The sequence below is a fragment of the Bacillus gaemokensis genome, from assembly GCF_001590835.1.
Lineage (GTDB): Bacteria > Bacillota > Bacilli > Bacillales > Bacillaceae_G > Bacillus_A > Bacillus_A gaemokensis.
Genome location: NZ_LTAQ01000012.1, coordinates 408,399 through 435,320 on the forward strand (window position 1 = coordinate 408,399; position 26,922 = coordinate 435,320).

Below are 26,922 nucleotides of genomic sequence, written 5' to 3' on the forward strand. Positions count from 1 at the left end.
TATGTCCGCCAAAACAATGATAAAAGAGATGTATCAGACAACCGATATGCAAAAAGGAATGATTTTTCATTCCCTTATGAATGATAGTGGAGAATATTGTGTCTTGTTAGATATTCGTTTAAAGGGAAATTTGAATGTTGAAGTACTAGAGAAGAGTTTCAATATAATGATAGAAAATTACGATGTTTTTAGAACATTGTTTATATATAAGAAAACGGAAACACCCCTTCAAGTTGTATTGAAAGAAAGAAAAGGAACTATATATTTTGAAGATTTATCAGATCTTGAGGAATCTACCAAAAGTTTAAAAATGAAAACATATTGGGAAGGAAATAAAGGGTTTGATTTGCAAAAAGATTTATTAATGAAAATCGGTATTTTCAAATTAAGCGAAGATGAGTATTCTTTACAACTTTATTTTCATCATATTATTTTAGATGGCTGGTGTATGGGAATCTTTCTAGGGGAATTTTTTGACACATATACAAAATTGAAAAACGGAATAGCGATAAAACCCGTACCAAAATTCCAATATAAAACTTACATGTCGTGGTTGAAAGCACAAGATATGGATGAGGCAAAGAAATATTGGGAGGAATATATCGAAGATTATAATAATGTTTTGAATTTCCCTATGAAATATAATACTCAAAATTCGATGTATAAACAAAATGCAGCTTATGTCGAGATAAAGGGAGAAGCCTTTCAAAACCTAATTCATATAGCGCAGAATAATTATTTAACATTAAATACTGTTTTACAATCAGCTTGGGGAATCGTACTTCAAAAATACTTTAATATGAATGATGTTGTATTTGGAACGGTGACTTCTGGGCGAAATATTCCATTAGATGGAATTGAAAAGGCGCTAGGTTTATTCATTAATACACTTCCGACAAGAATAAAAACAGAGGAAGATGACACAATTCTATCTTTAATGAAAAAAGTTCAAGAACGCAGTAATGCAGGAAGAGATTATGAGTACTATTCATTAGTGGATATTCAAGAAAAAACAGCAGTTGGAAATGAATTAATTAATCATATTATGGCTTTTGAGAATTATCCTTTTGAACAAAAGAAAACGGATGAAGATAGTGATTTTGTGATTACTGGATTTCATGGGCAGGAGAAAACAAATTATCACTTGAATATAAAAGCAGTTATGCTAGAGGGAATGCTGCAAATAGAATTTCTTTATAATGAATTTGTTTTTGAAGAGAAAACAATTATGAGACTCAAAGGTTTTCTTGAAAAAATATTAAATGAGATAAGTAACGATTCCTCTAAAAAAATCAGAAAGATTGAAATGATAGAAAAAGAAGAAAAACAAAAAATATTAAATGAATTCAATTGTACGAATTCCGTTATTTTAGATAATGAAGATACTGTTCAAAAGTATGTTCAACGAACATTACAGATGGGTGGCAATAAAACGGCTATATATTGTAAAGATGCGGAGATTTCTTATGCAGAACTAGATGAAAAGACGACACAAATTGGAAGGGTTTTGAGAGATAAAGGAATTAAGAGAAATGATGTTGTTGGTATTGTAATGAATCGGGGAGTAGAAGTAGCTTTAGGTATATTAGGGGTATTGAAGGCGGGAGGAGCATATCTTCCAATTGATGCTACTTTGCCTAAAGATAGAATTAATTTTCTGTTAAAAGATAGCAAAGCTTCTATTGTATTAAGCCAAAAAAATATATTGAAGAATTTTGAATTTGATGGTGAAGTTTTAGCGTTAGACGTGCCAGAAACTTATAACCAAGCAAGCTTAGATCTGTTAGAGAATTTGAATGAGCCAGAGGATTCAGCATACGTCATTTATACCTCTGGAACAACTGGAACACCAAAGGGAGTTGTATTGAAAAATATAGCACTTGTGAATATTACGAAGGATTTAGTAACGAAAATGGACTTGAAAAAAGGTGGAGTGTTATCCACGGCTTCCATTTCATTCGATATGTTTTCTATGGAATTTTTTATGAGTCTTGGCTTATTGGGGGAATTTGTTATTGCGGATCATGAGGAACGAATGGATAACCTTCATTTGAGTAGGCTCATTGAGCAGCGTAATGTCAAAGTTATGTGGATGACTCCTTCTCGAGTAGCTACGTTTTTATATGACGAAAAAAATAGAAATACGCTAAACAAATTACAGAGAATTTGTTTAGGTGGTGAAGCTTTAAAGGAGAATGTTTTAGAGGAATTATGGGAGCAAACTGATGCTAAAATCTTTAACTTTTATGGACCTACAGAAATAACGGTCTATTGTACAGCTAAAGAAATGAAGCCAGGAGAAAAAGAGATTACAATTGGATCACCAATATCGAATAGTGAAATATATATTGTTGGGAATGATGGGAACTTATGTCCAATAGGTGTACCAGGTGAAATTTTAGTGGGCGGTATTGGATTGGCAAAAGAATATTTGAATCGGGAAGATCTTACACAAGAAAAATTTGTAGCTAATCCATATAAAAAAGGAGAAAAGGTCTATAAAACAGGAGATTTGGGATGCTGGACATCAGCAGGAGAAATTAAATATATTGGTAGAATTGATGAACAAATAAAAATTCGTGGGAATCGTGTTGAAATCGGGGAGATAGAAGAAAGTCTGAAAAAAATTGAAGGAATTCGGGATTGTGTCGTTTTAGTACTGGATAAGGATAATGGAGAAAAAGTGTTGTCCGCGTATATAGTTGGTGAGGAAGAAGATCAAGTTTTTATAAAAAATGAATTATCAAAAGAATTGCCAAGTTATATGATTCCTTCACATATAACAAATGTTGAAAGTATACCGATTACAGTGAACGGTAAGGTTGATAAAAAGGAGTTACAAAAAGTTAATATTGAAATGAGAAATCTAGAACACGAAGAACCGATTAATCAATTGCAAAAACAAATAAAAATGGTTTGGGAGAAGATTTTGGGGCAAGAGAGAATTGGAATTAACCAAAGCTTTTTTGATATCGGAGGAAGTTCTATTACAGCAATGAAGCTCTCTTCAAAATTAGGAGAGGTGTTTAAAAAAGAAGTTTCTGTTAAAGATATCTTTGTATATGAGACAATTGCCAAACAAGAAGAGTTTTTAGAAAAAATGGGTGAAAAGCGTAGAGAAAGAAAAATAAAGCCTATTGGAGAAAAAGCGTACTATAAGACTTCTTCAGCAGAAAAAAGAATGTATCTTCTACAACAATATGGAACAAATAACAAAGCATATAACACTATGGTAGCTTTTGATATTTATGGGAATTTGGATAGTGAAGAATTAGAATATAAGCTAAACCTTCTCATTGAAAGACATCAAAATTTGAAATCTCAATATGAGATTCAAAATGAAGAGTTAATGAAGTGTATCAATCAAAGTGTAAGAATAAAATTGAAAAAGTACGAGATGAATGAAGAAGAAATCTTAGATTACAAAGATAAAATTATCGAAGCTTTTGATTTAACAAATCCACCATTAATAAAGGCGGTATTGATAAAGGTTGAAAATGAAAAACATGTATTGGTACTTAATTTTCACCATATTGTAGTAGATGGACTATCGATGAAGATATTGGTAGATGATTTTCTAGCATTATATAAAGGAGATACATTGAATATTAATCCTTTACGGTATGTTGATTATGCTCATTGGGAACATGAGTGGAAACTGAGCTCTGAGAAAGAAAAGGAAGAAAAGTATTGGTTGAACATGTTAAATGATGAAGTGGAAAAATTACAAATTAGAACGGATTATGAGCGACCTCAAATCAAACAATTTAAAGGTAAGATGTTACAATTCCCGATCGAAACATCTACGGTTAATGATCTTAAAAAAATATGTAAACAAGAAAAAACTACAATGTATATGCTTATGCTTAGTATGTATAAATTATTGTTATCAAAATATAGTGGCAAGGAAGATGTTTTGATTGGCACAGTTGCTTCTGGTCGAAAGGCAGAAGAATTAGAAAATATAGTGGGGATGTTTGTAAATACATTACCTTTAAGAAGCAAAGTAAGTGGTGAGAAACAGTTCAAGGATTATTTACAAGAAATAAAGAAATTATGTGTAGAATCTTTTGTTCATCAAATGTATCCTTTTGATGAATTAATAAAAAAGTTAAATGTTGAAATAGATTCAAGTAGTAATCCACTTTTTGATTATTTATTTGTATATCAAAATAGTGAAAAATCTCTACTTAATGAGAAAATAAAAGATATTGAAATAAAGAGTAGTAATTTGAATTTAGTACCGGATATTTCTAAATTCGATATCAGTTTGGAAGTTTTTGAAGAAGAAAATGGAATGCAATGTTTTGTGAACTACGATGTTGATTTGTTTAAAGAGAGTACAATTAGAATGTTTATGAATCATTTTAATTACTTATTAAAAAGTATTGCTTTTAATATCAATAAAAAAATTAAAGATATTCAACTGGTAGATACAGAAGAGAAACGAAAATTATTGAGTCATATTAGTTCGGGTCGAGCGGAAAATGTAAAGGCAGAAGACGTATTACAAGAACGTATTAAACATTATGGAATAGCAAATTCGAAAGATAAAGCGCTCGTCTTTAAGGGGAAATCTATTAACTATGAACAATTGAATAAGAAGACAAATCAGCTCGCTCATCTTTTGAGAAAATCTGGAGTCGGAAGAAATAAAATTGTTGCGATTGTAATGGAACGGGGCTTAGAAGTCCCACTTGCTATGATAGGTGTATTAAAAGCAGGTGGTGCATATCTTCCGATCGACGTAGATTTACCTAGAGAAAGAATTGAATATATGCTGCGTGATAGTGGGGCGTGTGTCGTATTAACTCAGAGTCGAGTGAAAAATAATTTTCATTTTGCTGGAGAGGTATTGGAGTTAGATGGGGAAAGTGTATATGCAAAGGAAAGTGAAGAAGACGTTAGTTCTGTCAATGAAATAGAAGATTTAGCATACATCATTTATACATCAGGAACAACTGGAGAACCAAAAGGAGTTATGCTAACAAATAAATCTTTAACAAATTTATTAAAAGACTCGATTCAAAGGTTTCAATTTTCAACAGAAGAAGTAGGAATCGCCCTGTCTTCTATATCATTTGATATGTTTTCTTCAGAATTATTTATACTTTTATATAATAAAGGTACAGTAATTATTACTGATAATGAAGAAAGATTAGATGTTATAAACATTATTGAATTAATGAAGAGATATGCAGTTACGAGTATTTTAACCACTCCATCAAGAATCTCGACAGCGTTACATTTATTCCAAAACAGTGGTGTGCTGAAGAATATGAAGAGAATAATGTTTGGTGGAGAAAGCTTACCTTCTGATTTAGTTGAGAAACTACAACGCGATTACTCAATGTGTATTTTTAATCTGTATGGACCAAGTGAGGCCACAATGCATTGTACAAGTAAAAAGATTATTGATCGGGACAATATCACAATTGGTAGACCAATTAATAATACGGAAATATATATATTAAATCATGATTTGCAGCTTGTACCAGTAGGTGTGGTAGGGGAGATATGTATTGGTGGATTTGGGATAGCGCAAGGTTATTTGCAAAAAGAGGAACTTACAAATGAGAAATTTGTAGAAAATCCGTATGTGAATGGAGAAAAAATTTATAAGACTGGCGATGTTGGCTATTGGAATGAAAGCGGAGAGATTGTTTATCTTGGAAGAAATGATGAACAAATTAAAATCCGTGGATATAGAGTAGAGCCTGAGGAAATTCAGGAAAAGTTAAATAATATGCCAGAAGTAAAAGATTCGGTTGTATTAGCATGTAAGGAAGATAGTGGCGAAACATATCTTGTTGCGTATGTAGTAACGGATGTATCAAATATGAACAATATAAGGGGAGCATTGGAACATCTTGTACCAAATTATATGGTTCCTAAATATTTTACAAAGGTAGATAATATCCCTATTACAATAAACGGAAAGATTGATAAAAAGAAATTAGGAAGTTTAAAAGTTGAAAAATTAGAACGTAAGAATCTTAAACAACCTGAAAATTTGAGACAGCAAGTATTAGTTGATATCATAAAATCTGTTTTAACTGTAGATGAGATTAGTCTCGATGATCATTTTCTTTATATAGGAGGAGATTCCTTTAAAGCGATTGATATAATTGCGAAATTACGAAAAGAGGGTTTGACTGTAGGGGTAGGTAAGTTTTTGAGCAGCTCAACGATTGAAGAGATTAGTTTTGAATTGAAAGAAATGGAAGACGTTAATACAGAGGAAATAATAGCTGATACCAAATTAAGTCCGATGCATAAGAAGGTTATGGAGCATAATGATGAGAAGGCAATTAATAGCTTTACCCAAGCTATTCTCCTTGTTAATCATGATGGGTTTGTTGAAGATATTGTTCAGACAAACTTTGAAAATATTTTAAAACATCATGATATCTTAAGAGCAAATTATGTTAGAAAAGGTGAAATGACTCAAGTTATTAGAGGGATGAAAGAGCGAAATGATATTTATAAGCTTCATGTATATCAACTACATGAAGAAGAATTGGAAGAAAAGCAAATCGAGAAAATATATAGCGAGTTAAAAGCGGATATTGCAGTTGATAAACATTTAATAAAATTAGCAATCTTTAAAGGGGCTAAAAAGGATTATCTCTTATTTATCATACATCATTTCTTAATGGATACAGTTTCATGGATGATTATATTAGAGGACTTTATAGATGGATATAGCAAGCTGATAAATAATCAGGCTGCAGATTTAGGTCGAAAATCTTCTCCTTATTCAAAGTGGATTGAAGCAATTTATGAGTACGGAAATAGTCAAGAAATTTTAGGCTCATATCAGCATTGGGAGCAAATCGAAAAAGAATTTAAGGATGATGAAATTAGATTTAGGAATATGGGTAATATGAAGTTGCTGACGAGAGAATTTACAAAAGAAGAGACAATGGCTATCAAAAAAGTACAACAATTGTATTCAGTAAAGTTTGAAAATATATTACTTGCAGCATTTGGAACACGTTTAAAAGAGATCGAGGGGAAAGAAAGAATTCTTATTGAAAAGGAAAGTCATGGACGGAACCTGGATTTTGATGGAGTTAACTTATCGAATACCATAGGTTGGTTTACATCCCCTTATCCATTTGTAATAGATGTTTCGAATGAAGATATAGTAGAGAATATGAAAAGTGTTAATAAAGATTCTGAACAAGTTCCTAGATACGGAAGAGATTATTCTATACTGCGATATATAAGGGAAGCAAAGGATTATCAATTTAAATTGGAACCTAAGTATGTGTTTAATCATTTGGGAGAAGTGAAAAACAAGCTGTACGAAGATCATAAGTTGTCACTAGCAAATATAGAACTTGATAATAATCCAAGTGATAATTATAAAGTTAATTATTCTATCTATACGTTTTCACGTATTGATAACGATATGTTAAGAATTAATATTCAATATAATACTGCTGAGTATGACGATAGTGCAATGGAAGAATTTATTTCTAGTTATCAAGAGGGTATATTAAATATTACAAATGGATGTTTAGTGTAACTGAGATCAAAATGTGTTAGTTATGGGGCTCTAGGAATATAAAAACAAATGGATTTTGTTGTTTTTGAGAAATAAAAATAGATGAGCCCCATCTTTTTAAAAGGTACACTTGTACAAAAGAGGATGGGATGAATTAATAATTTAAACAGAGGAGATAGGTATATATGGGGAATTTTAATTTATTTTGCTTTCCGTTCGCGGGTGGTTCTTCAACATATTATTTAAAATGGGCAAATGATATTAATGATTCTATAGATTTGCATTTAATAGAATTAGCTGGAAGAGGGAGGAGGATTAATGAACCATTATATAATAATGTGAATGAAATAGTTGTTGATATATACGAACAAATTAATGAGGAGCTCTCAGAAAAACCATATGCTTTTTTTGGTCATAGTATGGGGAGCTTAATTGCGTACGAATTGACACGTTACATCCATCAAAAGCAGAATAGCCTTCCTACCCATGTGTTTTTTTCGGGAAGCAATCCACCTCATAAAAGATTAAAGAGCTTTGTTCATCAACTAACGGATGAAAAATTAAAACAAAAGATGATGTTGTTGGAGGGAACTCCTAAAGAAGTACTTGAATGTGAAGAATTAATGGAATTGATCTTGCCTATTTTTAAAGCCGATTTTAAGGTAACGGAAGAATATAGATGTGACTTACAGCGAGAGTATCTGAAATTATCTTGCCCTATAACAGTTTTAAATGGTACACAAGATGCGATGATAGATTTTCATGATATAGGAGAATGGAGCAAGTTCACAACAGAAGACTGTAATTTTCGACAGTTTGTCGGAGGGCACTTTTTTATCAATGAACACATGAGAGATGTTGTTGAAATTATTAATGCTACAATGGTAGAAAAACAAAAGCAGTTCATCTGAGTGTAAAGAGTTTGAAATTTATAGGGAAATAAGCAAAGGAAAGTTGGAGATATCCGAAAATCAACAAAAGAACACCGTCTTATTGCGAATTCGGATATCTCCAACTTTGAATTAACAAAAGAAGATATGGAGAAAATTGATGCATTAAACCAAAATCATCGTGTTGATCCAGATCCGGATAACTTTGATTTTTAATATGCAAGGAATAAAAAAGCGTATTTTGACGTCTTAGTCAAAATACGCTTTTTTCATTTACTTTGTAAAAGCTGTATTGGTTTAGCTGCTAATGATTGTTTGGCTGCTATCCATACAATGATTGCTGTTGTTATAACAGATAGAAGTATCCCTAAAACGGACCAAGTTATATCAATTTTCATCGGCATTTGGAATAAGAAACGTAAAGTAATACCTGAAAAGGCTAAGGCAATTCCAGCGCCAACTAATCCAGCTGCTAAGGAAATAATTGTGTTTTCTAATAAGATGGATTTCATCAAATTAGCCGAAGACATACCAACTGTTTTCATAATGGCGACATCCCGTGTTTGTTGAAGTAAGCGAATGACAACTTGATTTCCGATTGTAAGAACAGCTGTTAAAAAGGCGAATAACGCTACGATAGAAAAGAAAGCACTTTGCATTTGGATGATATACTGTAGACTATCGATTGCTGTAGCGGCAATCGAATAAGCCATTGCTGAACTAGGGAGTTTCTTGTTTAACTCTGTTAAAATAGTACTCGTTTGTTTTGGATCAATGAATACGTAATTCAGCTTGATTTTCCAGTTATTTGAATTTATATCCTCTACTAGAATAAATCACAATACGACTGTTTTACAAGTTTTGATCTGAATATTCTGTTACAAATGCAGAAGATAAGGTAATATATGGAAATTTAACAGGGATTTGATTTTAAAACATATATGTTGAGAAGAAGAATGTGGTTTTTAAATAGAGAGGATGCATAAAATAACTCCGAAATTAAATAATATACATAGCAAATTAAAAAAGGAGCTATAACCATGATACTAAAACTATCTTTTCGTAGGTTTTTGGCTGTAGTTAGTATTCTATTCTGGGTAGTGAGTATGGCATTCCCGCTTCAAAAAGCATCCGCAGAAGTCATGGATCATACAAAGTACCAAATGGATTGGAGCTATAGTAAATCCAAAAAGAAACCAATTCGAACAGAGCTTATTAAAACAGCAGATGGCAAAATTGCCTTTTGTTTGAATGTGGATTTGAAATCACCAAGCGGTCAAGATTTACCTGAAATAGGGAATGTGGATCTTGGTGTGTACCGTGTGTTATTAAATGGATATCCGCAGAAGAGTCCGCAAGAATTAGGTGTCTCTGATTGGAGAGATGCGCATTATGCGACGCAGCTCGCTGTATGGAATGCACTGAAGCAAGTGGATATTAATGATTTAGATTTTCGTAATAAAAACGTAGAAAAAGTAATGAGAGATATTGTAGCGAAAGCGAATAGTAGTGAAGAAGTGCAAGAAATTACGATGAGTGTGTCGCCTTTAGAAAAACAAGAAGCGATATTAAAAGATGAATTTTTTGAAACTGGTCTATATACAGTACAAACAAACGCGAAAAGTGGAACGTACCAAGTACAAGCGACTGGTGCACCGCAAGGCGTTAAGTTTGTGAATGAAAATGGCGAAGCAAAAACAGAGTTTAACGTAGGAGAAAAATTCCGTATTTTAGTGCCAAAACAGGCGCCATCTGGTGAGTTTAGCTTCAAGGTATCAGGAACTTTAACGAAATTAAAAGGTATTGCCCATAAGGGAACGCCGAAAATTCAAGACGCGGTAGTACTACTCGAGCGTAGTGAAGAAAAAACAAGTCCTGAGTTAATGGTAAGTTGGAAAAAGACTGAAGCTCCACAGAAACCGAATAAACCTTCTACACCATATAAAAGATAAAAAAGCACTGGCGTTGGCCAGTGCTTTATTTTAATCCTAATTTAGCTTTCGCAGCATCAGGAATTTCATTTGGTTGTACTTCCATCCAAGACTTTCCGTTTTGTCCTTTCGCTGTTACTTTCAAGTATGCTCCGTGGCGAAGTTTTTTTGTTACGTTAATTGTAATGTCTTGTTCTTTTCCGTTGCTGTCAAAGCTTTTGAAGTTGTATTCGTAACTTTCACTATCTTCGCGAATAGAGTCCTTTCCTAAATGTTTACCATCAGCTTTTACAACTGTGTAGTAATCGTCCATTTCTACTAATGGATTTAATCGATCGACCATTACGCCGCCTTTCATTAAGAATGCACCTATTCCTACTATAAGAAGTAAAGCTATAGCAATGAATTTTTTTATGTATAATTCCGCCTTTCATTATTAAACGTTCTATGTTTATTTAATAATAATTAGCGGAATGTCACTATCTAATTTTCTTACAGCACTCTTACATTTATGTAAACTTGGAATAAAGAATGGCGCCTCATTTTCATTAGAGGCGCCATTCTTTTATTACTCAGCTTCAGAAACAACTGTAAAGCGTTCGTTCGCATGTTTTGGATTTTCGATTTCATCAAGTGCCGCTACAGCAAAGTCTTCATAACTTACATAGCTATCGCCTTTTGCATTAACAAGAAGGTGATCTTTACCTGCTTTGTAAGAACCAGTACGTTTTCCTAATGCGAATAGAGCAGAGGGGCTAATGAACGTCCAAGTGATATCATTTGTTTGTTGTAAGATTTCTAGGTTTTTACCTTGGTTTTGAGCTGTTGCTAGGTATTCGTTTGGGAAACCTGGTGTATCGAATACGCGTGTTGTTTTTGCTTCGTCTACAAATAAGCTGCCAGCACCGCCAACAACAAGTAATTTCGTATTAGGTGCACCTTTCAATGCTTCAATTAATACGTTTCCGGCATCTACGTGAAGATGTTCTTGACCTGCAGGAGCACCGAATGCGTTCACGACTACATCAAATGCCTGAAGATCGTCAGCAGTAAGTGCGAATACATCTTTTTCTAAAACTGTTACATTATCTTCTGTAATTTTTGCAGCGTTTCTTACGATTGCAGTTACTTCGTGTCCGCGATCAAGTGCTTCTTTCAAAATGCGGCTTCCAGCTTTTCCGCTTGCTCCAATAATTCCGATTTTCATAATATATACCTCCAAAGGTTTAATAGAATACATGCTAAAAATATATGTGTAAAAATGAATCGATGTTGTTAAGCAGGTTTGTTTATCACCTGTTGTAACTAGTATAGTTACAGCTTTTGTTTTTGTCAATTGCTTTGTTTAGAAAAATAGTCCTATGTAGTATGCTCATTTTTTCGATAAAAAGTAGTTTATTTTAAGGTATAACACCACTATGTTACAAAATGTAACATGTGGAAGTTATATCCTTTCGAAAATTGTTGATTTTTGAGTATTTTTTGAATATAATTCATTTTATGAAGAGAAAAGGGAGGGGACAATATGGTTGATATCTTAGAAAAATTCGTTGGGGCGACGAATAATATTCTTTGGTCATATATTCTTATTGCAATGTTAATAGGCCTAGGGCTTTATTTTTCTTTTAAATTGAAATTCGTACAAATTACCCATCTAGGCGAAATGGTACGATTAATGAGTGATGGATTAACTGGAAAGACACGTAAAAAGGGCAGTGTATCTTCTTTCCAAGCTTTCTGTATGAGTTCAGCAGCCCGCATTGGGATTGGGAACTTAGCTGGTGTAGCGTTAGCGATTTCTATGGGAGGACCTGGCGCAGTATTTTGGATGTGGGTAATTGCAATTATCGGGGCATCTTCAAGCTTTGTAGAAAGTACACTTGCACAGATTTATAAAATAAAAGACGGCAGTGGATTCCGTGGTGGTCCTGCTTATTATATGGAAAAAGGTTTAAACAAACGTTGGATGGGAATTTGGTTTTCTATTCTGATTACAATTAGTTACGGTTTAATTTTCAACTCAGTACAGGCAAATACAGTTACGCTAGCATTTAAAAATGCATTCGGTTTAGAGCGTTATGTTGTAGGAATCGCATTAGCTGCATTAGTCGCGGTTATTATTTTTGGCGGTGTTAAAAGTATTGCACGTATGTCAGAGATGATCGTTCCACCGATGGCAATTCTTTATATAGCAGTAGCTGTTTTCGTTGTTATTAAAAACTTCTATTTACTACCAGATGTTTTTACGGAAATCTTTAAAGGTGCATTCGGTTTAGATTCAGCTGTAGGTGGCGGTATCGGAGCTGCGATGAAGTATGGTATTCAGCGTGGATTATTTGCGAACGAAGCAGGTATGGGTAGTGCGCCGAATGCGGCTGCGACAGCAGATGTAACGCATCCAGCGAAACAAGGGTTTATTCAAACAATTGGAGTTTTAGTAGATACATTTTTAGTATGTACATCAACGGCGTTTATCGTATTATGTTCTGGTGCATATAAGGCAACAAACTTAGAAGGAATTGAATTAACGCAAAGAGCATTAAGTTCGCAAATTGGCCCATGGGCAAGTAGCTTCTTAGCGATTATTATTTTCTTATTTGCGTTCAGTTCACTTCTAGGAAACTATTATTATGGTGAAACAAATATTGAATTCATTAAACAAAGTAAAACTTGGTTAATGATTTATCGTGTTGCGGTAGTTGGAATGGTGCTATTTGGTTCTGTTGCGACGCTTCAAGTTGTATGGAATATGGCAGATTTATTTATGGGTCTAATGGTAATCACAAACTTAATTGCGATTACACTTCTTGGCCGATTTGCATATGCTGCGTTGGCAGACTATGTAAAGCAAAAGAAACAAGGAAAAGATCCAGTCTTCCATGCAGATTCTATTCCAGGTTTAACAAATACAGAGTGCTGGGAAGATTCTAAGGTCGGAAAAGAAAAAGCTGTATAAGAAGGGAAGAGCATCAGAGAGAATCTGATGCTCTTTTTTGTCTATCAGTGCTACTCTTGAGGGAGTAGGTGGGCTCGTAGAAGCTGGAGTGGCGAGGGCTAATAATCAGTCAGGAATGAAGGGAACCGCCATTGATTAAAGTTTCGTTTTTTAGGAAAAGACGAACATTAATAGTTTTTTTGTGTTTATTGTAATTTTTTTTGAAAATATGAAGATGTGAGTTGGAATTTATGTTAGAATGTATAAGGTCTTTCCAGATAAGAGGTAAGACGGGTTTTAATTCATAGCATGTATATTTTTATGTGTTAGGTGAAAGTTCGGATTATTTCTTGTTTTGTATGGTCAGACGTTCAACGTTAAATAATGTTGTAGAGCGTTGAATAAGGTTTAAATGGAGGATTTTATATATGAAATTTGTTATGTTTCTTGTAGGATTACTCGTTGTATTTATACTCGGTTTTCTTATAAGTACGGATCGAAAGAAAATTAAGTATAAACCAATTGTGATTATGCTTGTTATTCAGCTGGCATTATCGTACTTCTTATTAAATACGCAGGTTGGTTATATTTTAGTAAAAGGAATTTCTGACGGATTTGGAGCACTTCTTGCATATGCGGAATCTGGAATCGTTTTCGTATTTGGTGGTCTTGTTAATAAAGGAGAGGTTTCATTCTTCTTAACAGCATTATTACCGATTGTGTTCTTTGCTGTGTTAATTGGAATTCTGCAACACTTTAAAATCTTACCGTTGTTCATTCGTTCTGTTGGCTTCTTACTAAGTAAAGTAAATGGTCTAGGAAAATTAGAATCATATAATGCAGTAGCAGCTGCAATTGTGGGACAAGCAGAAGTATTTATTACAGTAAAAGATCAATTAAGCAAAATCCCGAAACATCGTTTATATACACTTTGTGCATCTTCTATGTCGACAGTATCAATGTCGATTGTTGGATCGTATATGAAAATGATTGAGCCGAAATATGTTGTAACAGCACTTGTATTGAATTTATTTAGTGGCTTCATTATTATTCATATTATCAATCCATATGACGTTACGGAAGAAGAAGATACACTTCAATTAGAAAACAAACAAAAGCAATCGTTCTTCGAAATGCTTAGTGAATATATTATGCTTGGATTTACAATCGCAGTTACCGTAGCAGCAATGTTACTTGGTTTTGTAGCATTAATTACAGCAATTAATAGTTTGTTTGATACTGTTTTCGGTATTACATTCCAAGCTATATTAGGATATGTTTTCTCACCACTTGCCTTTGTAATGGGTATTCCGCAAGCCGAAATGGTAACGGCGGGACAAATTATGGCAACAAAATTAGTATCAAACGAATTTGTTGCGATGCTTGACCTTGCAAAAGTAGGGGGAGACTTATCAGCTCGTACAGTTGGTATTCTATCTGTATTCCTTGTATCCTTTGCGAACTTTTCATCTATTGGAATTATTGCAGGGGCAACGAAAGGGATTGATGAAAATCAATCAAACGTCGTGTCCTCATTTGGATTAAAGCTTGTATATGGTGCAACATTAGTAAGTATATTATCAGCGATTGTCGTTGGTGTAATGTTATAAAAAATGAAAAGCAATGAGCAAGCGCTCATTGCTTTTTTGTATTTCAGAATATAAATGATAGAGATGTTCATAAGGGAGAAATTAACATATGGTTTATTGAAAAAATTATGTTGCATTTCTGTTAGATAACGCTTACAATTTGGTTTGTGGTGGTATCAGTTTCATACTTTAAATCAAGTAGAGAAGAAGAGACTGCTAATTATAAATTGCAATTTATGTAAACGCTTACTGGTTTTAGGTTACAGTTGAAAGTAAATAGTATTTTAGGGGTTCTATTTTTTTAATATCGATGGTCAGACGTCATTCGTTGGACGACCAATAACTCATGGAAAGTGGAGGATTCACATATGAAACTAGTTATGTTTCTAGTCGGTTTACTTGTTGTATTTGTACTAGGTTTCCTTGTAAGTTCGGATCGTAAGAAAATTAAATACAAACCAATTGCAATTATGCTTGTTATTCAATTAGCATTGGCTTACTTCTTATTAAATACAAATATTGGATTTGCGTTAGTGAAAGGAATTTCAGATGGCTTTGGTGCCATTTTAAAATATGCGGAAGCAGGGGTTAATTTCGTATTTGGTGGTTTAGCAAACGATGGACAAGCACCGTTCTTCTTAACAGTATTACTACCAATTATTTTCTTAGCGGTATTAATTGGGATACTGCAACATATTAAAATTTTACCGATTATTATTCGTGCAGTCGGTTTCGTATTAAGTAAAGTGAATGGTCTAGGAAAACTAGAATCATATAATGCAGTAGCAGCAGCAATCGTTGGTCAAGGTGAAGTATTTATTACAGTAAAAGATCAATTAAGCAAATTACCAAGAAATCGTCTATATACACTTTGTGCATCTTCTATGTCAACGGTATCGATGTCAATTGTAGGCTCTTATATGAAAATGATTGACCCAAAATATGTAGTAACAGCACTTGTATTAAACTTATTCAGTGGGTTCATTATCGTTCATATTATCAATCCGTATGATATTAGTGAAGAAGAAGACATTTTAGAATTACAAGAAGATAAGAAGCAAACATTCTTCGAAATGTTGGGCGAGTATATTATGCTTGGATTCTCTATTGCAGTTACAGTAGCAGCGATGTTAATCGGATTCGTAGCATTAATTACAGCAATTAATGGTGTGTTTGATTCTATTTTCGGCATTACGTTCCAAAGTATTTTAGGATATGTGTTCTCGCCATTAGCATTTGTTATGGGTATTCCAACATCAGAGATGCTGGCAGCAGGACAAATTATGGCAACGAAATTAGTAACGAACGAATTTGTTGCGATGCTTGATTTAGGAAAAGTGGCAAGCGATCTATCAGATCGTACAGTAGGTATCTTATCGATTTTCCTTGTATCTTTTGCAAACTTCTCATCTATCGGGATTATCGCAGGTGCGACGAAGAGTATCGATGGAAAACAAGCAAATGTTGTATCATCTTTCGGATTAAAACTTGTATATGGTGCAACATTAGTAAGTATATTATCAGCGGTTATCGTTGGGGTTATGCTATAAAATAAGGAAAGCAATGAGCTTGTGCTCATTGCTTTTTTTACATTTTCAATTGATTGTTACTTTGATGCTATTTTTTATGCCGATACAGAAGCTTTATCCTTACGTAAAAGCCCCATTAAACCACCAATTAATAATAAAACACCTGGTAGGATATAAAAGGCAGAAATACAGATAAAACCACCAATTGCAGCTACTGTCATCATGGTACCGCCTACTTTAGCTTTACTTTTAACCATTACACAACCAACGATTCCTAAGATGGATAAAGCGACAGCTCCCCAGCCTGCACCGATTAGTTGGTCAGCTCCGTCTGCTTCAAAAGCAGATCCAAGACCGCCGAAAAATAGAACTAAAAACGCACATAAAATACCAAAAATACCACCAATAAGTCCTAGTACAAACTCAGTTGTTCGTTTCATTTATAAAAAAGCTCCTTTTATGTAAGATTTCCTTGTTCATCATAACAAATAAGATATGACAAATTTGTCGTATTATGTCGGTTAGAGAAATAAAAAAGAGAGTGAAATCACTCTCTTAGCTTACTTTCTTTAACTTCCGCTTAAAAGCAGGCCTTTTCAAATAAGTCCCAAGCCGCCATACATATTCAACAGGTCCCATGCAATATTTCTGCAACCAATAAGTACTAGCATATAATTGAACGCCGTAAATTCCAATCGTCAACACGATGCTAAAGAAGTAACCGATTTTTCCATATAACCCCAAACCATACGCGTAAAAAATTGTAGTAGCAATGATAGTCTGTGCTAAATAGTTACTAACCGACATTTTGCCCATATTAGCCATATGATCAAGTAAGCGTGACGCTTTTTTGTAATGGAATAAGAGAATAATTGAGCTACCGTAAAAAAGAGCCATGCCAAATGGTGAAACACTGTCTTTTAGCATAATGAGAATCGATTGCTGTGTTAATAATGCTAAGATTTTTACTGTAAAAGAAAAAATACCACTGGTGAGCCAAAGCTTTTTGAGGGAAGATACATGTTTATCTATTTCAAAAAGCCATCCTTTTTTCCCGACATACATTCCTAGTAAGAATAGCGGAGCCATTAGAATGATCATCAAAAAGGTCAGGAGGAATCCCCCAGAAAATCCAGTGATTCCAATATCTTCGAATGGATTTTCGTATAGGCGGAATTTTACATGATCTATATAACTCCCGGTTCCGTGGACTGTTTGTTCTTTTCCAATGTAAGAGGAAAAATCATCTACATTTGCATTGGACTCAAAAGGGTAAGAAATAAACATAGTAAATGCTAGTAAGATAAAGGCCCAAATAAGCAATGTTTTTGGTTTTCGATTGATAAACATCATTAAGAAAATCCCTACAGTTCCATATGCAAATAAAATGTCTCCACTCCAAATAAATATACCGTGAATATATCCAAGGATTAGTAAAATAATGATTCGTCGTATATAAACCGGAAAGAAACGTTTTTCTTTTGCAAGAATGCTCTTTTGCAGCAAAATAATACTAAGACCAAATAGAAAAGAGAATAGGGAAATGAAGTTGTGTGTACCAAAAAATTGAATAAACCAATTGGCTCCTTCATCAATCTTTCCGAACACATAGGTAGGTTGGTCACTGCTAAACATCCCAAATTGAATTAACGTCATATTAACGAGAAAAATGCCGAATAAAGCAAAGCCACGCACTGCGTCGATTGCCTCCACGCGTTGTTTCATAGTTTTTCTCCTCTTCTTTTTATTTTCCCTTGAAAATAATACCATTAATAATGGAAGTCCTATGCAGAATGAATGAAAATTTAAGGTGATTTTAATGAAACCTTAAGGTAAGAGGATATTTGGAAGAGAAAATAAAAATCACCTTAACAAATTTGTTAAGGTGATCAAGATATTACTCAGCAGGAGGAGTAAATGTACGTTTTTCTAATTCAGCATCTAACATAAATAGAGCGTTAGAATCACTTGTAATACGTTTTAGCTTTTGAATGATGCTATCGAAAGAAGCTTCTTCTTCGACTTGTTCATCAACGAACCATTTTAAGAAAGTGATTGTAGCATGTTCACGCTCGTCCCAAGCGATATCGGATAGGTTATAAATACGTTTTGTTACTTCACGCTCATGCTCAAGCGCGATTTCAAACGCACTTAAAACAGATTCGTATTCATTATTAGGATTTTCGAATCCAGTAATAATGGCACGCTCTCCGCGGTCGTTAATATAGTTGTAAAGCTTCATTGCGTGGAAACGCTCTTCTTCTGCTTGAACAAGGAAAAAGTTCGCAAATCCATCGTAGCTTTCTGATGTGCAGTAAGCAGCCATTGCCATATAAACATGGGCAGAGTAAAATTCAAAGTTCATTTGGTCATTAAGTGCATCGTGTAATTTAGTTGATAACATAAAAATCCTCCCTTATTTAATATCGAGAATATTATATCATTGCTGATAAATATTCTCATTTAGTTTCTTGAAAACGTTTAGAAAGTTTCTCTACATGTGCTTCCATAATATCTTGTAAGTCTAAATCGTATTTTTGCGAAAGAATAATCAAGTTTGCAAGTACATCCCCAAGCTCTTCTTTTAATTCCATTTTCAATTCTTCTGCTTGCTTTGCTTGTTCATCTGGTCGATCACGTCCAATTTCAATAGCGCGAACAACACGTGAAACCTCTCCGACTTCTTCAGTTAAGAAATTTAAGCGAATAAAAGAGTTATACTGTGACCAGCTTCGTTTTTCGTAAAATTCCTCAATCCATCTTTGAAATTCGGCAATATTCATTTCTTTCTCATCCCCTCAATATGTTGTACAATATTCATTGTATCATGACAATATATAGTTTTGGGGTGTGGGTATGAGAAAGATTTGTGTGTTTGCAGGTTCTAACTTAGGAGAGCGACCTGAATTTAAAGCAGAGGCAATTAAGCTTGGCGAAGTGCTTGTTCAAAATAATTGTGAACTAGTATACGGTGGTTCATGTGTTGGCCTTATGGGAGAAGTAGCCAACGAAGTGTTACGCTTAGGTGGACGGGTAACAGGTGTTATGCCACGTGGTTTATTCCGCGGAGAGATTGTTCATGAAGGGTTAACGGAATTGATTGAAGTAGAAACAATGCATGAGCGTAAAGCGAAAATGGGAGAACTTGCGGATGCCTTTATCGCATTGCCAGGCGGGTATGGAACATTTGAAGAGTTATTTGAAGTTGTATGTTGGTCACAAATTGGAATCCATGATAAACCGGTTGGATTATTAAATATTCAAGACTTTTATGGTCCAATCCTGCAAATGGTTGATCGCGCAGCAGAGGAAGGATTTATGAATCCATCAAATAAAGAGTTAATGGTTTCAGCAACTACTGCTGAGGAATTAATTCATAGTATGCAAAATTATAAACGACCTGTAATGGGAAATAAGTGGAAGCAGTTATCGTAATACAATGAGTAAGTAATTGAATGAAGAACGCATGTCATTTTGGTCTATGTGTTGTAAATTGTATCGCTTATGTAATCAGAAAGAAAAACTAAAAAAGAGGCATTTCCCTCATTTGGAAATGCCCTTATAGTTGTTATTCTTTACTCTCTGATATAAATACCAGCCACTCCAACCGCCAACGATTGCTATAATTATGAGGAAGGGATAGCTCCTTACATCTACATTTAAATCGAAAATATTGGCTATAACTAAGGAAATTCCAACCGTTAATGAAGCGAAAAATGCTCGAATCAAATAGTCTTTCAACTGAACCACTCCCGTCATTTGATGGTGATACTAGAATGCTCTATATACCTAAATGATGAATTTGGAAAAGTATTTTTTAGATGTAACTATTAGCCTATTATTTCCTATATTTTAACATAAAGTGTATTGGGATATATCAGTAAAACATAAAATCCCCCCAAGTGGATTGGGGGGATTTTAGTGAGCGAGCCGCTTGCGCTTTTAATTTAAGAACGCACGTAGCATCCAAGCGTGTTTTTCTAGTTCTGTGTAGATGCCAAGTAGTAGGTCAGAGGTCATTTCATCGTCAGCACCTTGCGCGATTTCCATACCTTTTTTCAGTTCAACTAGCATCATTTCATAGTCTTTCATGATTGCTTCTACCATCCCTTCTGCAGTCTCTCCGTAAGCCGCTTCTTGAATAGAAGATAATTCTAAGTACTCTTTCATTGTTGCTACTGGTTTACCACCAATTGCTAAAATACGTTCAGCGATTTCATCAATGTGTCCAGCTGCTTCTGTATAAAATTGTTCAAATTTCTCATGTAGTGTAAAGAATTGTGGTCCTTTTACATACCAATGGAAGTTGTGTAGTTTTGTAAATAATACGTTCCAGTCTGCTACCTGTTTGTTTAATACTTCAATTACTTGTGTGTTCATATGATCAATCTCCTTCTGAGTTATTATATTATATCAATTACTAATTTATAATTATTATAACTTAGTAATTGATATAGTTCAACCTTTTACAACCATTATTTTTGAACATTTTTTGAACTAGATGTAATGTTATATTGCAATATGTGTTTATCTTTTCCTATATTGTGGCATATATATAGGAAAAGGGGATATAGAAAGGGGAATGGAGGTTAATGGAACTCCAGTTTCAAAACGTATATCAACAAGCTGGGAATTGGTATGTACTGGACTCAGAGTTTCCTTGGGATATTGAGCGGGTAAAAGATGATGTGTTTTCACTTATTGAAAAACGTGAAATTCCAGTTATTTTTTGCGATACGTGTGATACGAATGATGTGCTTGTAAAACTAGGAGAAGAGGAAGAAGAGTTCCTCTTTCCTTTAAGCGGCTTTTATCATAAAGAAAAACAATTAATTTTTGTTTGTATGTGGGAACAGTACGAGCAAGTGCTCAAAACGTTACTACATGAGTTTCGTCATTCTATGCAACATGAGCAAAACATATTATATGTTGGTCAAGAGGTATATGAAGAGCGCTGGATTGAACAAGATGCTAAGGCGTTTGCTGAGTACAAAATGAATGAATATATAAGAAGGAACTTAAATTAAAGCATAGTAGTAGAAAATTAAGTAATTCAGTTATTGTGGAGAAAATCTTAATTAGATGACGCAATAACATTGGAATTTACAAGTAAAATCACAAAGTAAATAACACGTAAAAAAGCTCAGAGTTTTAACTCTAAGCTTTTTATAATGGTCTTATTTCATTATAGCCCCTTATTTTACAATAAAAAATCGAGCATAAAACCTTTGCACTTTCGTACTCAATTTACTGCGCTATTTCTATTGTTTCTCCACGTTATCCGAACTGCCTAGTAGAATGTCGCTATGATTTAATCTATAACTTACTAAAATAAAGTAATTGACAATTTTGAAGTTTAGTTCTAAACTAATGATATCAAACAAGCGAGGTGATGGAATGAAGGCAGAAGAAAGACTTGGATTGTTATTATGGTTCCGTTTATCACGCTTCTATAATAGGAGTATTCGTGAGACAAATCAGCATTTGAAAAAATGGGGAGTATCGGCTGCGCAGTTTGACGTCCTAGCCCAAATTGGAGGACAAGATCGACTAACACAACAAGAGCTTGGGCGGAAGCTATTTGTTACAAAAGGAAATATCACACAGCTTTTAAATAAGATGGAGCAGCTTGATTGGATTAAGCGAGAACAGGAAGGTACTACAAAATATCTTTCATTAACAGAAAAGGGAAGAGCTTTATATGAAGAAATGGTTCCACCGCAGGAAACGTTTCAAGCAGAACAGTTTGATAAACTAGATCGCAATGAACAGAAACAATTATTAGAATTACTTCGAAAGTTACAATAAAAAATTTTAAATAAATATCTCGAATTCGAGATAACATGAGGTGAAGGATATGTTTAAAAAAATTGATCATACAAATATGGGAAGAGCAAATCACGGTTGGTTAAATACACATTTTCACTTTTCATTCGCAGATTATTACAACCCGGAAAATATGCATTTTGGAAAACTTCGCGTAATTAATGATGATTTAGTAGCAGCACAAACAGGATTTGATATGCATCCGCACCGTGATATGGAGATTATCTCTTATGTTGTAGATGGGGAATTAACGCACCAAGATAGCATGGGGAACCGCGGTACCATTGAGCGTGGACATGTCCAATATATGAGTGCTGGTACAGGTGTATTTCATAGTGAACATAATTTAGGAAATGAAACATTGCGTTTATTACAAATTTGGATTTTACCAGATCGTACTGGTCACGTGCCAAATTACGGTGAGTTTAAGTTTGATTGGAGCGAGCGTGAAAATACATGGTTCCATATGGTATCTCCAGTTGATGGCGGCGCACCAATTGCAATTCATCAAGATGCAAATTTATATTCTTTATCATTAGAAGCTGGAAAAGAAATTAACTTCCCGGTTAGCGAAGATCGACAAGTTTATCTTGTGCAAATTGAAGGAAGCGGCATTGTAAATGGTGAACTACTAGTGATGCGCGATGCGGCAGAAGCAATTGAAGAAGATATTCGTATTCAAGCAAAAGAGCAATCACATTATTTAGCGATTGAAATGAAAAAACAATAAGGGACATCGTTTATATAAAAAGGTAGGGCGTCCAAAAAAGATGCCCTACCTTTTTTACATTGTAACTACCTTTTTCTTAGATTCTTGAAAGGAAACTCTGGAATAACTTTAATACAAGAATTAAAAAGAGATTTGCTAATGCGATACCTGCAAAGTAGATCATTAATACAAATTCATTTAATCCATTGGTAAATAAAAATTGAACATACAAAAGGGTTCCTATTGCTGCTGAAAAGATAGCAGGTAGAAAATGTAGGAGTGTTTTTTTCTGTGTGTTTTTTATAAGAAGAAAAGTTGCTAATAGTGTGATTGGAAAGAAGAAGTACATAATAATCTGCGGCAACATCGTGATCACCTCCTTTCAAATCGATACAGGGAGGCTATGTAAGTTCTTTTGTTCATTATAATTTAATAGTAGAAAAGAATTAATATTATACATATTAAACATAAATTTTAATAGGGTATTTTTTGATTTTTTGGATGTGATTGTAAGAAAACTGTTTCTCAATATTTTTTGGTAGGAGTTATGTTTCTTTGTCAGAAATGTATAAGAGTGTCAAAAAATTTTTGGGGAATGGGGAGTGTTAGATTGAAAAAGCAAGTCGTTTCATCAGCATTAGCTTTATCCGTTATTGTTGGAGGTTTTGGGGCATTTGGAGCAACAAAAACACAAGCGGCAGAGCAACAAATTCAGTATCACCAAGAATTTAAAACACCAGCTTACATAGGTGAGGAATGGAAAGCGCCGCAAGGATTAGATAAAAAAGAAACAGTCTTCCAATACTTGGAAAGTAAGAAGGAAATGTTTAAACTAGCAGGAAATATAGAAAAACATTTCAACATTGTAGGGGAAGAAAAGGATGCTGAATCGGGTACAACACATGTGAAGTTAGTTGAGAAACATAATAATGTTCCTGTGTATGGATCAGACCAAACGGTAGCACTTGATAAAGAAAATAATGTAAAAGCATTCTTCGGACAAGTTATCCCGAATTTAGAAGATAAAAACATTCCAGCTACAGCGAGCATTACTGATGAACAAGCGGTAAATGTTGCAAAAGCTGATATTGAGAAACAAATTGGAAAAGTAAATAAATATGATGGTGTGAAAAAAGAACTATATGTGTATGAAAAGGATGGAAAATACTATCTTGCATACCTTGTAAAAGCATCTATTTCAAAACCAGCGCCAGGATATTGGCATTACTTTGTTGATGCAACAAATGGAAATGTCATTGAGAAGTATAACGCTGTTGATCAAGTCACTGGATTTGGCTACGGTGTGTTAGGAAATAAAGCTTCATTTGAAATTGCTCAAGATGAGAAAACAGGAGCATTCAATTTATTTGACGGCAAACGTGGACAAGGCGTTCATACGTTTGATGCACAAAATATGGATGAGAACTGGTTTAATATCTTCTCACAATGGTTTGGATATACAGGTGAGGAAGTAGAAAGTAAATCGAAGTTCTTTGAAGATAAAGCAGCTGTTGACGCACATGTGAACGCAGCGAAAGTATATGACTATTATAAAAAGACATTTAACCGTAATTCTTTCGATGATAAAGGTGCGAAGTTAATTTCTTCTGTTCACGTAGGTGAAGGATGGAATAACGCAGCATGGAACGGTGTCCAAATGATGTATGGTGATGGAGATGGACAAACATTCATTCCATTATCTGCAGGCTTAGATGTTATTGGACATGAGTTAACACATGCTGTAACAGAGCATACAGCGAACCTTGTTTATAAAGATGAGCCAGGTGCATTAAATGAGTCATTATCAGATATTATGGGTATCATGGTTGAGAAGAAAAGCTGGCAGTTAGGTGCTGATATCTATACACCTGGTGTAGAAGGTGATGCACTGCGTTCTTTAAGTGATCCAGCATCGATTCCAAATCCATTAAAACCTGGTGAAGGTTACCCAGATCATTACAGCAAACGTTACACAGGTCCATATGATAATGGCGGTGTTCATATTAACAGTAGTATCAATAACAAAGCAGCATATTTAGTTTCTGAAGGTGGCACACATTACGGTGTGAAAGTAGCTGGCGTTGGCCGCGAAGCGACAGAAAAAATTTACTACCGTGCTCTTACAAAATATTTAACTGCAAACTCTGACTTTAAAATGATGCGCCAAGCTGCACTTCAATCTGCAACAGACTTATATGGTAAAAACTCTAAAGAAGTACAAGCTGTAACGAAAGCTTATGATGCAGTAGGCGTAAAATAAACATAAAAAAGACCTGACTTTAGTAATGTCAGGTCTTTTTTATGTTATTTAATCACGGATACCTAGAGCGATTTTTGCCATACGTGACATACGTTCTTTTGACCAAGGTGGATTCCAAACCACATTGACCTCTATTTCATTGACCTCTGGTACATTTGTGGATAATACTTTTTTGACATCCGATACGATTTGCCCCGCCATCGGACAACCGATAGAAGTCATTGTCATTGTAATAACAGCATTGTTATTTTCATCTGCTGTAACGTCATATACTAATCCAAGATTAATAATATCAACACCTAGTTCAGGATCGATAACGGCCTCTAAATTGGCATATAATTTCTCTTCAAATTCTTGTGACATGCACAACACTCCTAATATTAATGATATCGATTCTCATTATAAAGCAAATAAGATAAAGATGCAGTGAAATAGCTCAAATTACCTTTTTGGGAACTTCCTTATATTGATTATAAGTATGTAAGAAATTGAAAATGAATGAGACGATGCTAGCTTTTTTAGGTGGTATACTACGGAGCTTAATAGACTTATGCAAAGAATACCCCCTACATAATTGTGCACGAAATGTCGGATAGGTACATTTAAATCCTGCTATTCTATTACTAAAGAGGGAGGTCATATAAATGGATTTGCTTGAAAATATGAATGGAGCATTAAACTATATTGAAGAAAATCTTACTAATGATATTGATTTTAAAGAAGTAGCAAGGCTAGCTGTTTGCTCCGAATATCATTTTAAAAGGATGTTTTCTTTCCTTGCAGGTATTTCGTTATCGGAATACATCCGCCGCAGACGCCTTACTCTTGCAGCATTTGAGCTTAAAGATAGAAGCCTAAAGGTCATCGACGTTGCTATAAAATACGGATATAACTCACCGGATTCTTTTGCAAGGGCTTTTCAAAGTTTACATGGCATAACACCGTCAGCGGCCAGAAATAATGGACATTTACTAAAGGCTTATCCACGAATGACCTTTCAATTATCCATCAAAGGAGGAAATGAAATGAACTATCGAATAGAAGAAAAAGAGGCATTTCACATAGTGGGTATTAAGAAAAGAGTTCCTATAATTTTCCACGGGGTGAATCCAGAGATTGCATCTATGTGGAAGAGCTTAGATAGTGAAATGATAAATAAACTAAAGAAACTTTCTAATGTTAAGCCTTTGGGACTGCTTAGTGCATCCGCGAATTTTTCTGAGGGACGAATGGAAGAAACAGGGGAGCTTGATCATTATATAGGAGTGGCTACAAATAAGGGGTGTCCAGTTAATTTGATACAACTGGAAGTTCCCGCCTTAACATGGGCTATATTTGAAGCAGTTGGACCATTTCCAGATACCTTGCAAGCATCTATTCTGAATGGTTTCCCTCCTCAAATTATGAGCAAACAGAAGGGCCAGAAATCTTATGGAATGAGGGTAAAGATGTAACTTCACCAACTTTTAAAAGCGAAATATGGATACCAATTTTGAAAAGTTAATGAATTATTATGTGACTCACAACAAATCGAAATTATGATTGGGCATAAAAAAATATAAAATCCCTATTGTGTTTTTTTGAGGCATCATGTATACTTCTAATTAGTTGATAACGATTATCAATATCAACTGAACATTACTCTTCGTTATGTTGGTCATACCCCTTTTGACTGCGTAAGTCAGAGACAAAATGTTGAAATACCTTGTGTCCTATTCTACAGAATTATGGTAATCTCCA

21 protein-coding genes and 3 pseudogenes are annotated in these 26,922 nt (G+C 34.2%); 13 read left to right on the plus strand and 11 right to left on the minus strand.

Going from position 1 to position 26,922, the window contains the following annotated elements; translation table 11 throughout:
* Position 1 precedes the first annotated feature (1 nt).
* The 3 genes and pseudogenes from AZF08_RS13140 to AZF08_RS28665 form a co-directional block, all read left to right on the plus strand.
* On the plus strand, positions 2-7,534 hold the full coding sequence (locus AZF08_RS13140) for a non-ribosomal peptide synthetase (protein WP_033673161.1): 7,533 nt from the start codon (positions 2-4) through the stop codon (positions 7,532-7,534).
* A gap of 164 nt (positions 7,535-7,698) precedes the next feature.
* On the plus strand, positions 7,699-8,424 hold the full coding sequence (locus AZF08_RS13145; RefSeq protein ID WP_033673160.1) for a thioesterase II family protein: 726 nt from the start codon (positions 7,699-7,701) through the stop codon (positions 8,422-8,424).
* 48 nt (positions 8,425-8,472) lie between these two features.
* Positions 8,473-8,619 (plus strand): annotated as a pseudogene (locus tag AZF08_RS28665) (aldo/keto reductase); the annotation flags it as partial.
* Between the two features lie 53 nt (positions 8,620-8,672).
* Here AZF08_RS28665 and AZF08_RS13150 read toward each other — a convergent pair.
* Positions 8,673-9,176 (minus strand): annotated as a pseudogene (locus AZF08_RS13150) (FtsX-like permease family protein); the annotation flags it as partial.
* Positions 9,177-9,443: 267 nt separating this feature from the next.
* On the opposite strand from AZF08_RS13150, the gene AZF08_RS13155 reads away from it, so the two are divergent.
* Entirely contained in the window at positions 9,444-10,355 is a 912-nt protein-coding gene (locus tag AZF08_RS13155; protein ID WP_033673158.1) for a thioester domain-containing protein, read from the plus strand.
* Between the two features lie 25 nt (positions 10,356-10,380).
* Here the strand turns inward: AZF08_RS13155 and AZF08_RS13160 are convergent, their stop codons facing one another.
* Both AZF08_RS13160 and AZF08_RS13165 read right to left on the minus strand, forming a co-directional pair.
* Positions 10,381-10,749 (minus strand): YxeA family protein, encoded by a 369-nt coding sequence (locus tag AZF08_RS13160; protein WP_033673157.1) that lies wholly within the window; start codon positions 10,747-10,749, stop codon positions 10,381-10,383.
* Between the two features lie 153 nt (positions 10,750-10,902).
* Entirely contained in the window at positions 10,903-11,541 is a 639-nt protein-coding gene (locus tag AZF08_RS13165; protein ID WP_033673156.1) for an NAD(P)-dependent oxidoreductase, read from the minus strand.
* A 318-nt stretch (positions 11,542-11,859) separates the two neighbouring features.
* On the opposite strand from AZF08_RS13165, the gene AZF08_RS13170 reads away from it, so the two are divergent.
* The 3 genes from AZF08_RS13170 (at position 11,860) to AZF08_RS13180 (ending at position 16,408) form a co-directional block, all read left to right on the plus strand.
* Positions 11,860-13,290: an alanine/glycine:cation symporter family protein gene (locus tag AZF08_RS13170; RefSeq protein ID WP_033673155.1), complete on the plus strand. Its 1,431-nt coding sequence runs from the start codon at positions 11,860-11,862 to the stop codon at positions 13,288-13,290.
* 407 nt (positions 13,291-13,697) lie between these two features.
* Complete coding sequence (locus AZF08_RS13175; RefSeq protein WP_033673154.1) at positions 13,698-14,879, plus strand: NupC/NupG family nucleoside CNT transporter; 1,182 nt, start codon at positions 13,698-13,700, stop codon at positions 14,877-14,879.
* A gap of 347 nt (positions 14,880-15,226) precedes the next feature.
* Positions 15,227-16,408: a NupC/NupG family nucleoside CNT transporter gene (locus tag AZF08_RS13180; RefSeq protein ID WP_033673153.1), complete on the plus strand. Its 1,182-nt coding sequence runs from the start codon at positions 15,227-15,229 to the stop codon at positions 16,406-16,408.
* A 74-nt stretch (positions 16,409-16,482) separates the two neighbouring features.
* On the opposite strand, the gene AZF08_RS13185 is transcribed toward AZF08_RS13180, so the two are convergent.
* The 4 genes from AZF08_RS13185 to AZF08_RS13200 form a co-directional block, all read right to left on the minus strand.
* On the minus strand, positions 16,483-16,827 hold the full coding sequence (locus AZF08_RS13185; protein ID WP_033673152.1) for a DUF4064 domain-containing protein: 345 nt from the start codon (positions 16,825-16,827) through the stop codon (positions 16,483-16,485).
* 115 nt (positions 16,828-16,942) lie between these two features.
* Positions 16,943-18,112, minus strand: coding sequence for a DUF418 domain-containing protein (locus tag AZF08_RS13190; RefSeq protein ID WP_033673151.1), 1,170 nt, complete (start codon positions 18,110-18,112; stop codon positions 16,943-16,945).
* Positions 18,113-18,284: 172 nt separating this feature from the next.
* The gene (locus tag AZF08_RS13195; protein WP_033673150.1) at positions 18,285-18,791 is read right to left on the minus strand and encodes a ferritin; all 507 of its coding nucleotides are present in this window, start codon (positions 18,789-18,791) and stop codon (positions 18,285-18,287) included.
* 55 nt (positions 18,792-18,846) lie between these two features.
* Positions 18,847-19,170 (minus strand): MazG nucleotide pyrophosphohydrolase domain-containing protein, encoded by a 324-nt coding sequence (locus tag AZF08_RS13200; protein ID WP_033673149.1) that lies wholly within the window; start codon positions 19,168-19,170, stop codon positions 18,847-18,849.
* Between the two features lie 73 nt (positions 19,171-19,243).
* On the opposite strand from AZF08_RS13200, the gene AZF08_RS13205 reads away from it, so the two are divergent.
* On the plus strand, positions 19,244-19,822 hold the full coding sequence (locus tag AZF08_RS13205) for an LOG family protein (RefSeq protein WP_033673148.1): 579 nt from the start codon (positions 19,244-19,246) through the stop codon (positions 19,820-19,822).
* 108 nt (positions 19,823-19,930) lie between these two features.
* On the opposite strand, the gene AZF08_RS30760 is transcribed toward AZF08_RS13205, so the two are convergent.
* Complete coding sequence (locus AZF08_RS30760; RefSeq protein WP_063177291.1) at positions 19,931-20,128, minus strand: hypothetical protein; 198 nt, start codon at positions 20,126-20,128, stop codon at positions 19,931-19,933.
* A 201-nt stretch (positions 20,129-20,329) separates the two neighbouring features.
* Positions 20,330-20,767 carry a Dps family protein gene (locus AZF08_RS13215; protein WP_033673147.1) on the minus strand — a complete coding sequence of 146 codons (438 nt, stop codon included), beginning with the start codon at positions 20,765-20,767 and terminating at the stop codon, positions 20,330-20,332.
* Between the two features lie 212 nt (positions 20,768-20,979).
* Between AZF08_RS13215 and AZF08_RS13220 the strand changes: the two genes are divergently transcribed.
* The 3 genes from AZF08_RS13220 to AZF08_RS13230 all read left to right on the plus strand — a co-directional run bounded on the left by AZF08_RS13220 (position 20,980) and on the right by AZF08_RS13230 (position 22,943).
* Complete coding sequence (locus tag AZF08_RS13220) at positions 20,980-21,414, plus strand: DUF3920 family protein (RefSeq protein WP_033673146.1); 435 nt, start codon at positions 20,980-20,982, stop codon at positions 21,412-21,414.
* 370 nt (positions 21,415-21,784) lie between these two features.
* On the plus strand, positions 21,785-22,195 hold the full coding sequence (locus tag AZF08_RS13225) for a MarR family winged helix-turn-helix transcriptional regulator (RefSeq protein ID WP_033673145.1): 411 nt from the start codon (positions 21,785-21,787) through the stop codon (positions 22,193-22,195).
* A 49-nt stretch (positions 22,196-22,244) separates the two neighbouring features.
* The gene (locus AZF08_RS13230; RefSeq protein WP_033673144.1) at positions 22,245-22,943 is read left to right on the plus strand and encodes a pirin family protein; all 699 of its coding nucleotides are present in this window, start codon (positions 22,245-22,247) and stop codon (positions 22,941-22,943) included.
* 76 nt (positions 22,944-23,019) lie between these two features.
* Here AZF08_RS13230 and AZF08_RS13235 read toward each other — a convergent pair whose 3' ends face one another.
* Positions 23,020-23,289: a hypothetical protein gene (locus AZF08_RS13235; RefSeq protein ID WP_033673143.1), complete on the minus strand. Its 270-nt coding sequence runs from the start codon at positions 23,287-23,289 to the stop codon at positions 23,020-23,022.
* Positions 23,290-23,532: 243 nt separating this feature from the next.
* On the opposite strand from AZF08_RS13235, the gene AZF08_RS13240 reads away from it, so the two are divergent.
* On the plus strand, positions 23,533-25,182 hold the full coding sequence (locus AZF08_RS13240) for a M4 family metallopeptidase (protein WP_063177292.1): 1,650 nt from the start codon (positions 23,533-23,535) through the stop codon (positions 25,180-25,182).
* A gap of 48 nt (positions 25,183-25,230) precedes the next feature.
* Here AZF08_RS13240 and AZF08_RS13245 read toward each other — a convergent pair whose 3' ends face one another.
* Complete coding sequence (locus AZF08_RS13245) at positions 25,231-25,545, minus strand: metal-sulfur cluster assembly factor (protein WP_000076465.1); 315 nt, start codon at positions 25,543-25,545, stop codon at positions 25,231-25,233.
* A 281-nt stretch (positions 25,546-25,826) separates the two neighbouring features.
* Between AZF08_RS13245 and AZF08_RS13250 the strand changes: the two are divergent.
* A pseudogene (locus AZF08_RS13250) lies at positions 25,827-26,686 on the plus strand (AraC family transcriptional regulator).
* Positions 26,687-26,922 lie beyond the last annotated feature (236 nt).

Excerpts from the sequence above, each read along its gene's own strand:
- AZF08_RS13195 (WP_033673150.1), bottom strand. The coding sequence starts at position 18,791 with ATGTTATCAACTAAATTACACGATGCACTTAATGACCAAATGAACTTT.
- AZF08_RS13220 (WP_033673146.1), top strand. The coding sequence starts at position 20,980 with ATGGAACTCCAGTTTCAAAACGTATATCAACAAGCTGGGAATTGGTAT.
- AZF08_RS13145 (WP_033673160.1), top strand. The coding sequence starts at position 7,699 with ATGGGGAATTTTAATTTATTTTGCTTTCCGTTCGCGGGTGGTTCTTCA.
- AZF08_RS13245 (WP_000076465.1), bottom strand. The coding sequence starts at position 25,545 with ATGTCACAAGAATTTGAAGAGAAATTATATGCCAATTTAGAGGCCGTT.
- AZF08_RS13230 (WP_033673144.1), top strand. The coding sequence starts at position 22,245 with ATGTTTAAAAAAATTGATCATACAAATATGGGAAGAGCAAATCACGGT.
- AZF08_RS13180 (WP_033673153.1), top strand. The coding sequence starts at position 15,227 with ATGAAACTAGTTATGTTTCTAGTCGGTTTACTTGTTGTATTTGTACTA.
- AZF08_RS13225 (WP_033673145.1), top strand. The coding sequence starts at position 21,785 with ATGAAGGCAGAAGAAAGACTTGGATTGTTATTATGGTTCCGTTTATCA.
- AZF08_RS13235 (WP_033673143.1), bottom strand. The coding sequence starts at position 23,289 with ATGTTGCCGCAGATTATTATGTACTTCTTCTTTCCAATCACACTATTA.
- AZF08_RS13190 (WP_033673151.1), bottom strand. The coding sequence starts at position 18,112 with ATGAAACAACGCGTGGAGGCAATCGACGCAGTGCGTGGCTTTGCTTTA.
- AZF08_RS13215 (WP_033673147.1), bottom strand. The coding sequence starts at position 20,767 with ATGAACACACAAGTAATTGAAGTATTAAACAAACAGGTAGCAGACTGG.
- AZF08_RS13205 (WP_033673148.1), top strand. The coding sequence starts at position 19,244 with ATGAGAAAGATTTGTGTGTTTGCAGGTTCTAACTTAGGAGAGCGACCT.
- AZF08_RS13165 (WP_033673156.1), bottom strand. The coding sequence starts at position 11,541 with ATGAAAATCGGAATTATTGGAGCAAGCGGAAAAGCTGGAAGCCGCATT.
- AZF08_RS13185 (WP_033673152.1), bottom strand. The coding sequence starts at position 16,827 with ATGAAACGAACAACTGAGTTTGTACTAGGACTTATTGGTGGTATTTTT.
- AZF08_RS13175 (WP_033673154.1), top strand. The coding sequence starts at position 13,698 with ATGAAATTTGTTATGTTTCTTGTAGGATTACTCGTTGTATTTATACTC.
- AZF08_RS13140 (WP_033673161.1), top strand. The coding sequence starts at position 2 with ATGTCCGCCAAAACAATGATAAAAGAGATGTATCAGACAACCGATATG.
- AZF08_RS13170 (WP_033673155.1), top strand. The coding sequence starts at position 11,860 with ATGGTTGATATCTTAGAAAAATTCGTTGGGGCGACGAATAATATTCTT.
- AZF08_RS13200 (WP_033673149.1), bottom strand. The coding sequence starts at position 19,170 with ATGAATATTGCCGAATTTCAAAGATGGATTGAGGAATTTTACGAAAAA.
- AZF08_RS13155 (WP_033673158.1), top strand. The coding sequence starts at position 9,444 with ATGATACTAAAACTATCTTTTCGTAGGTTTTTGGCTGTAGTTAGTATT.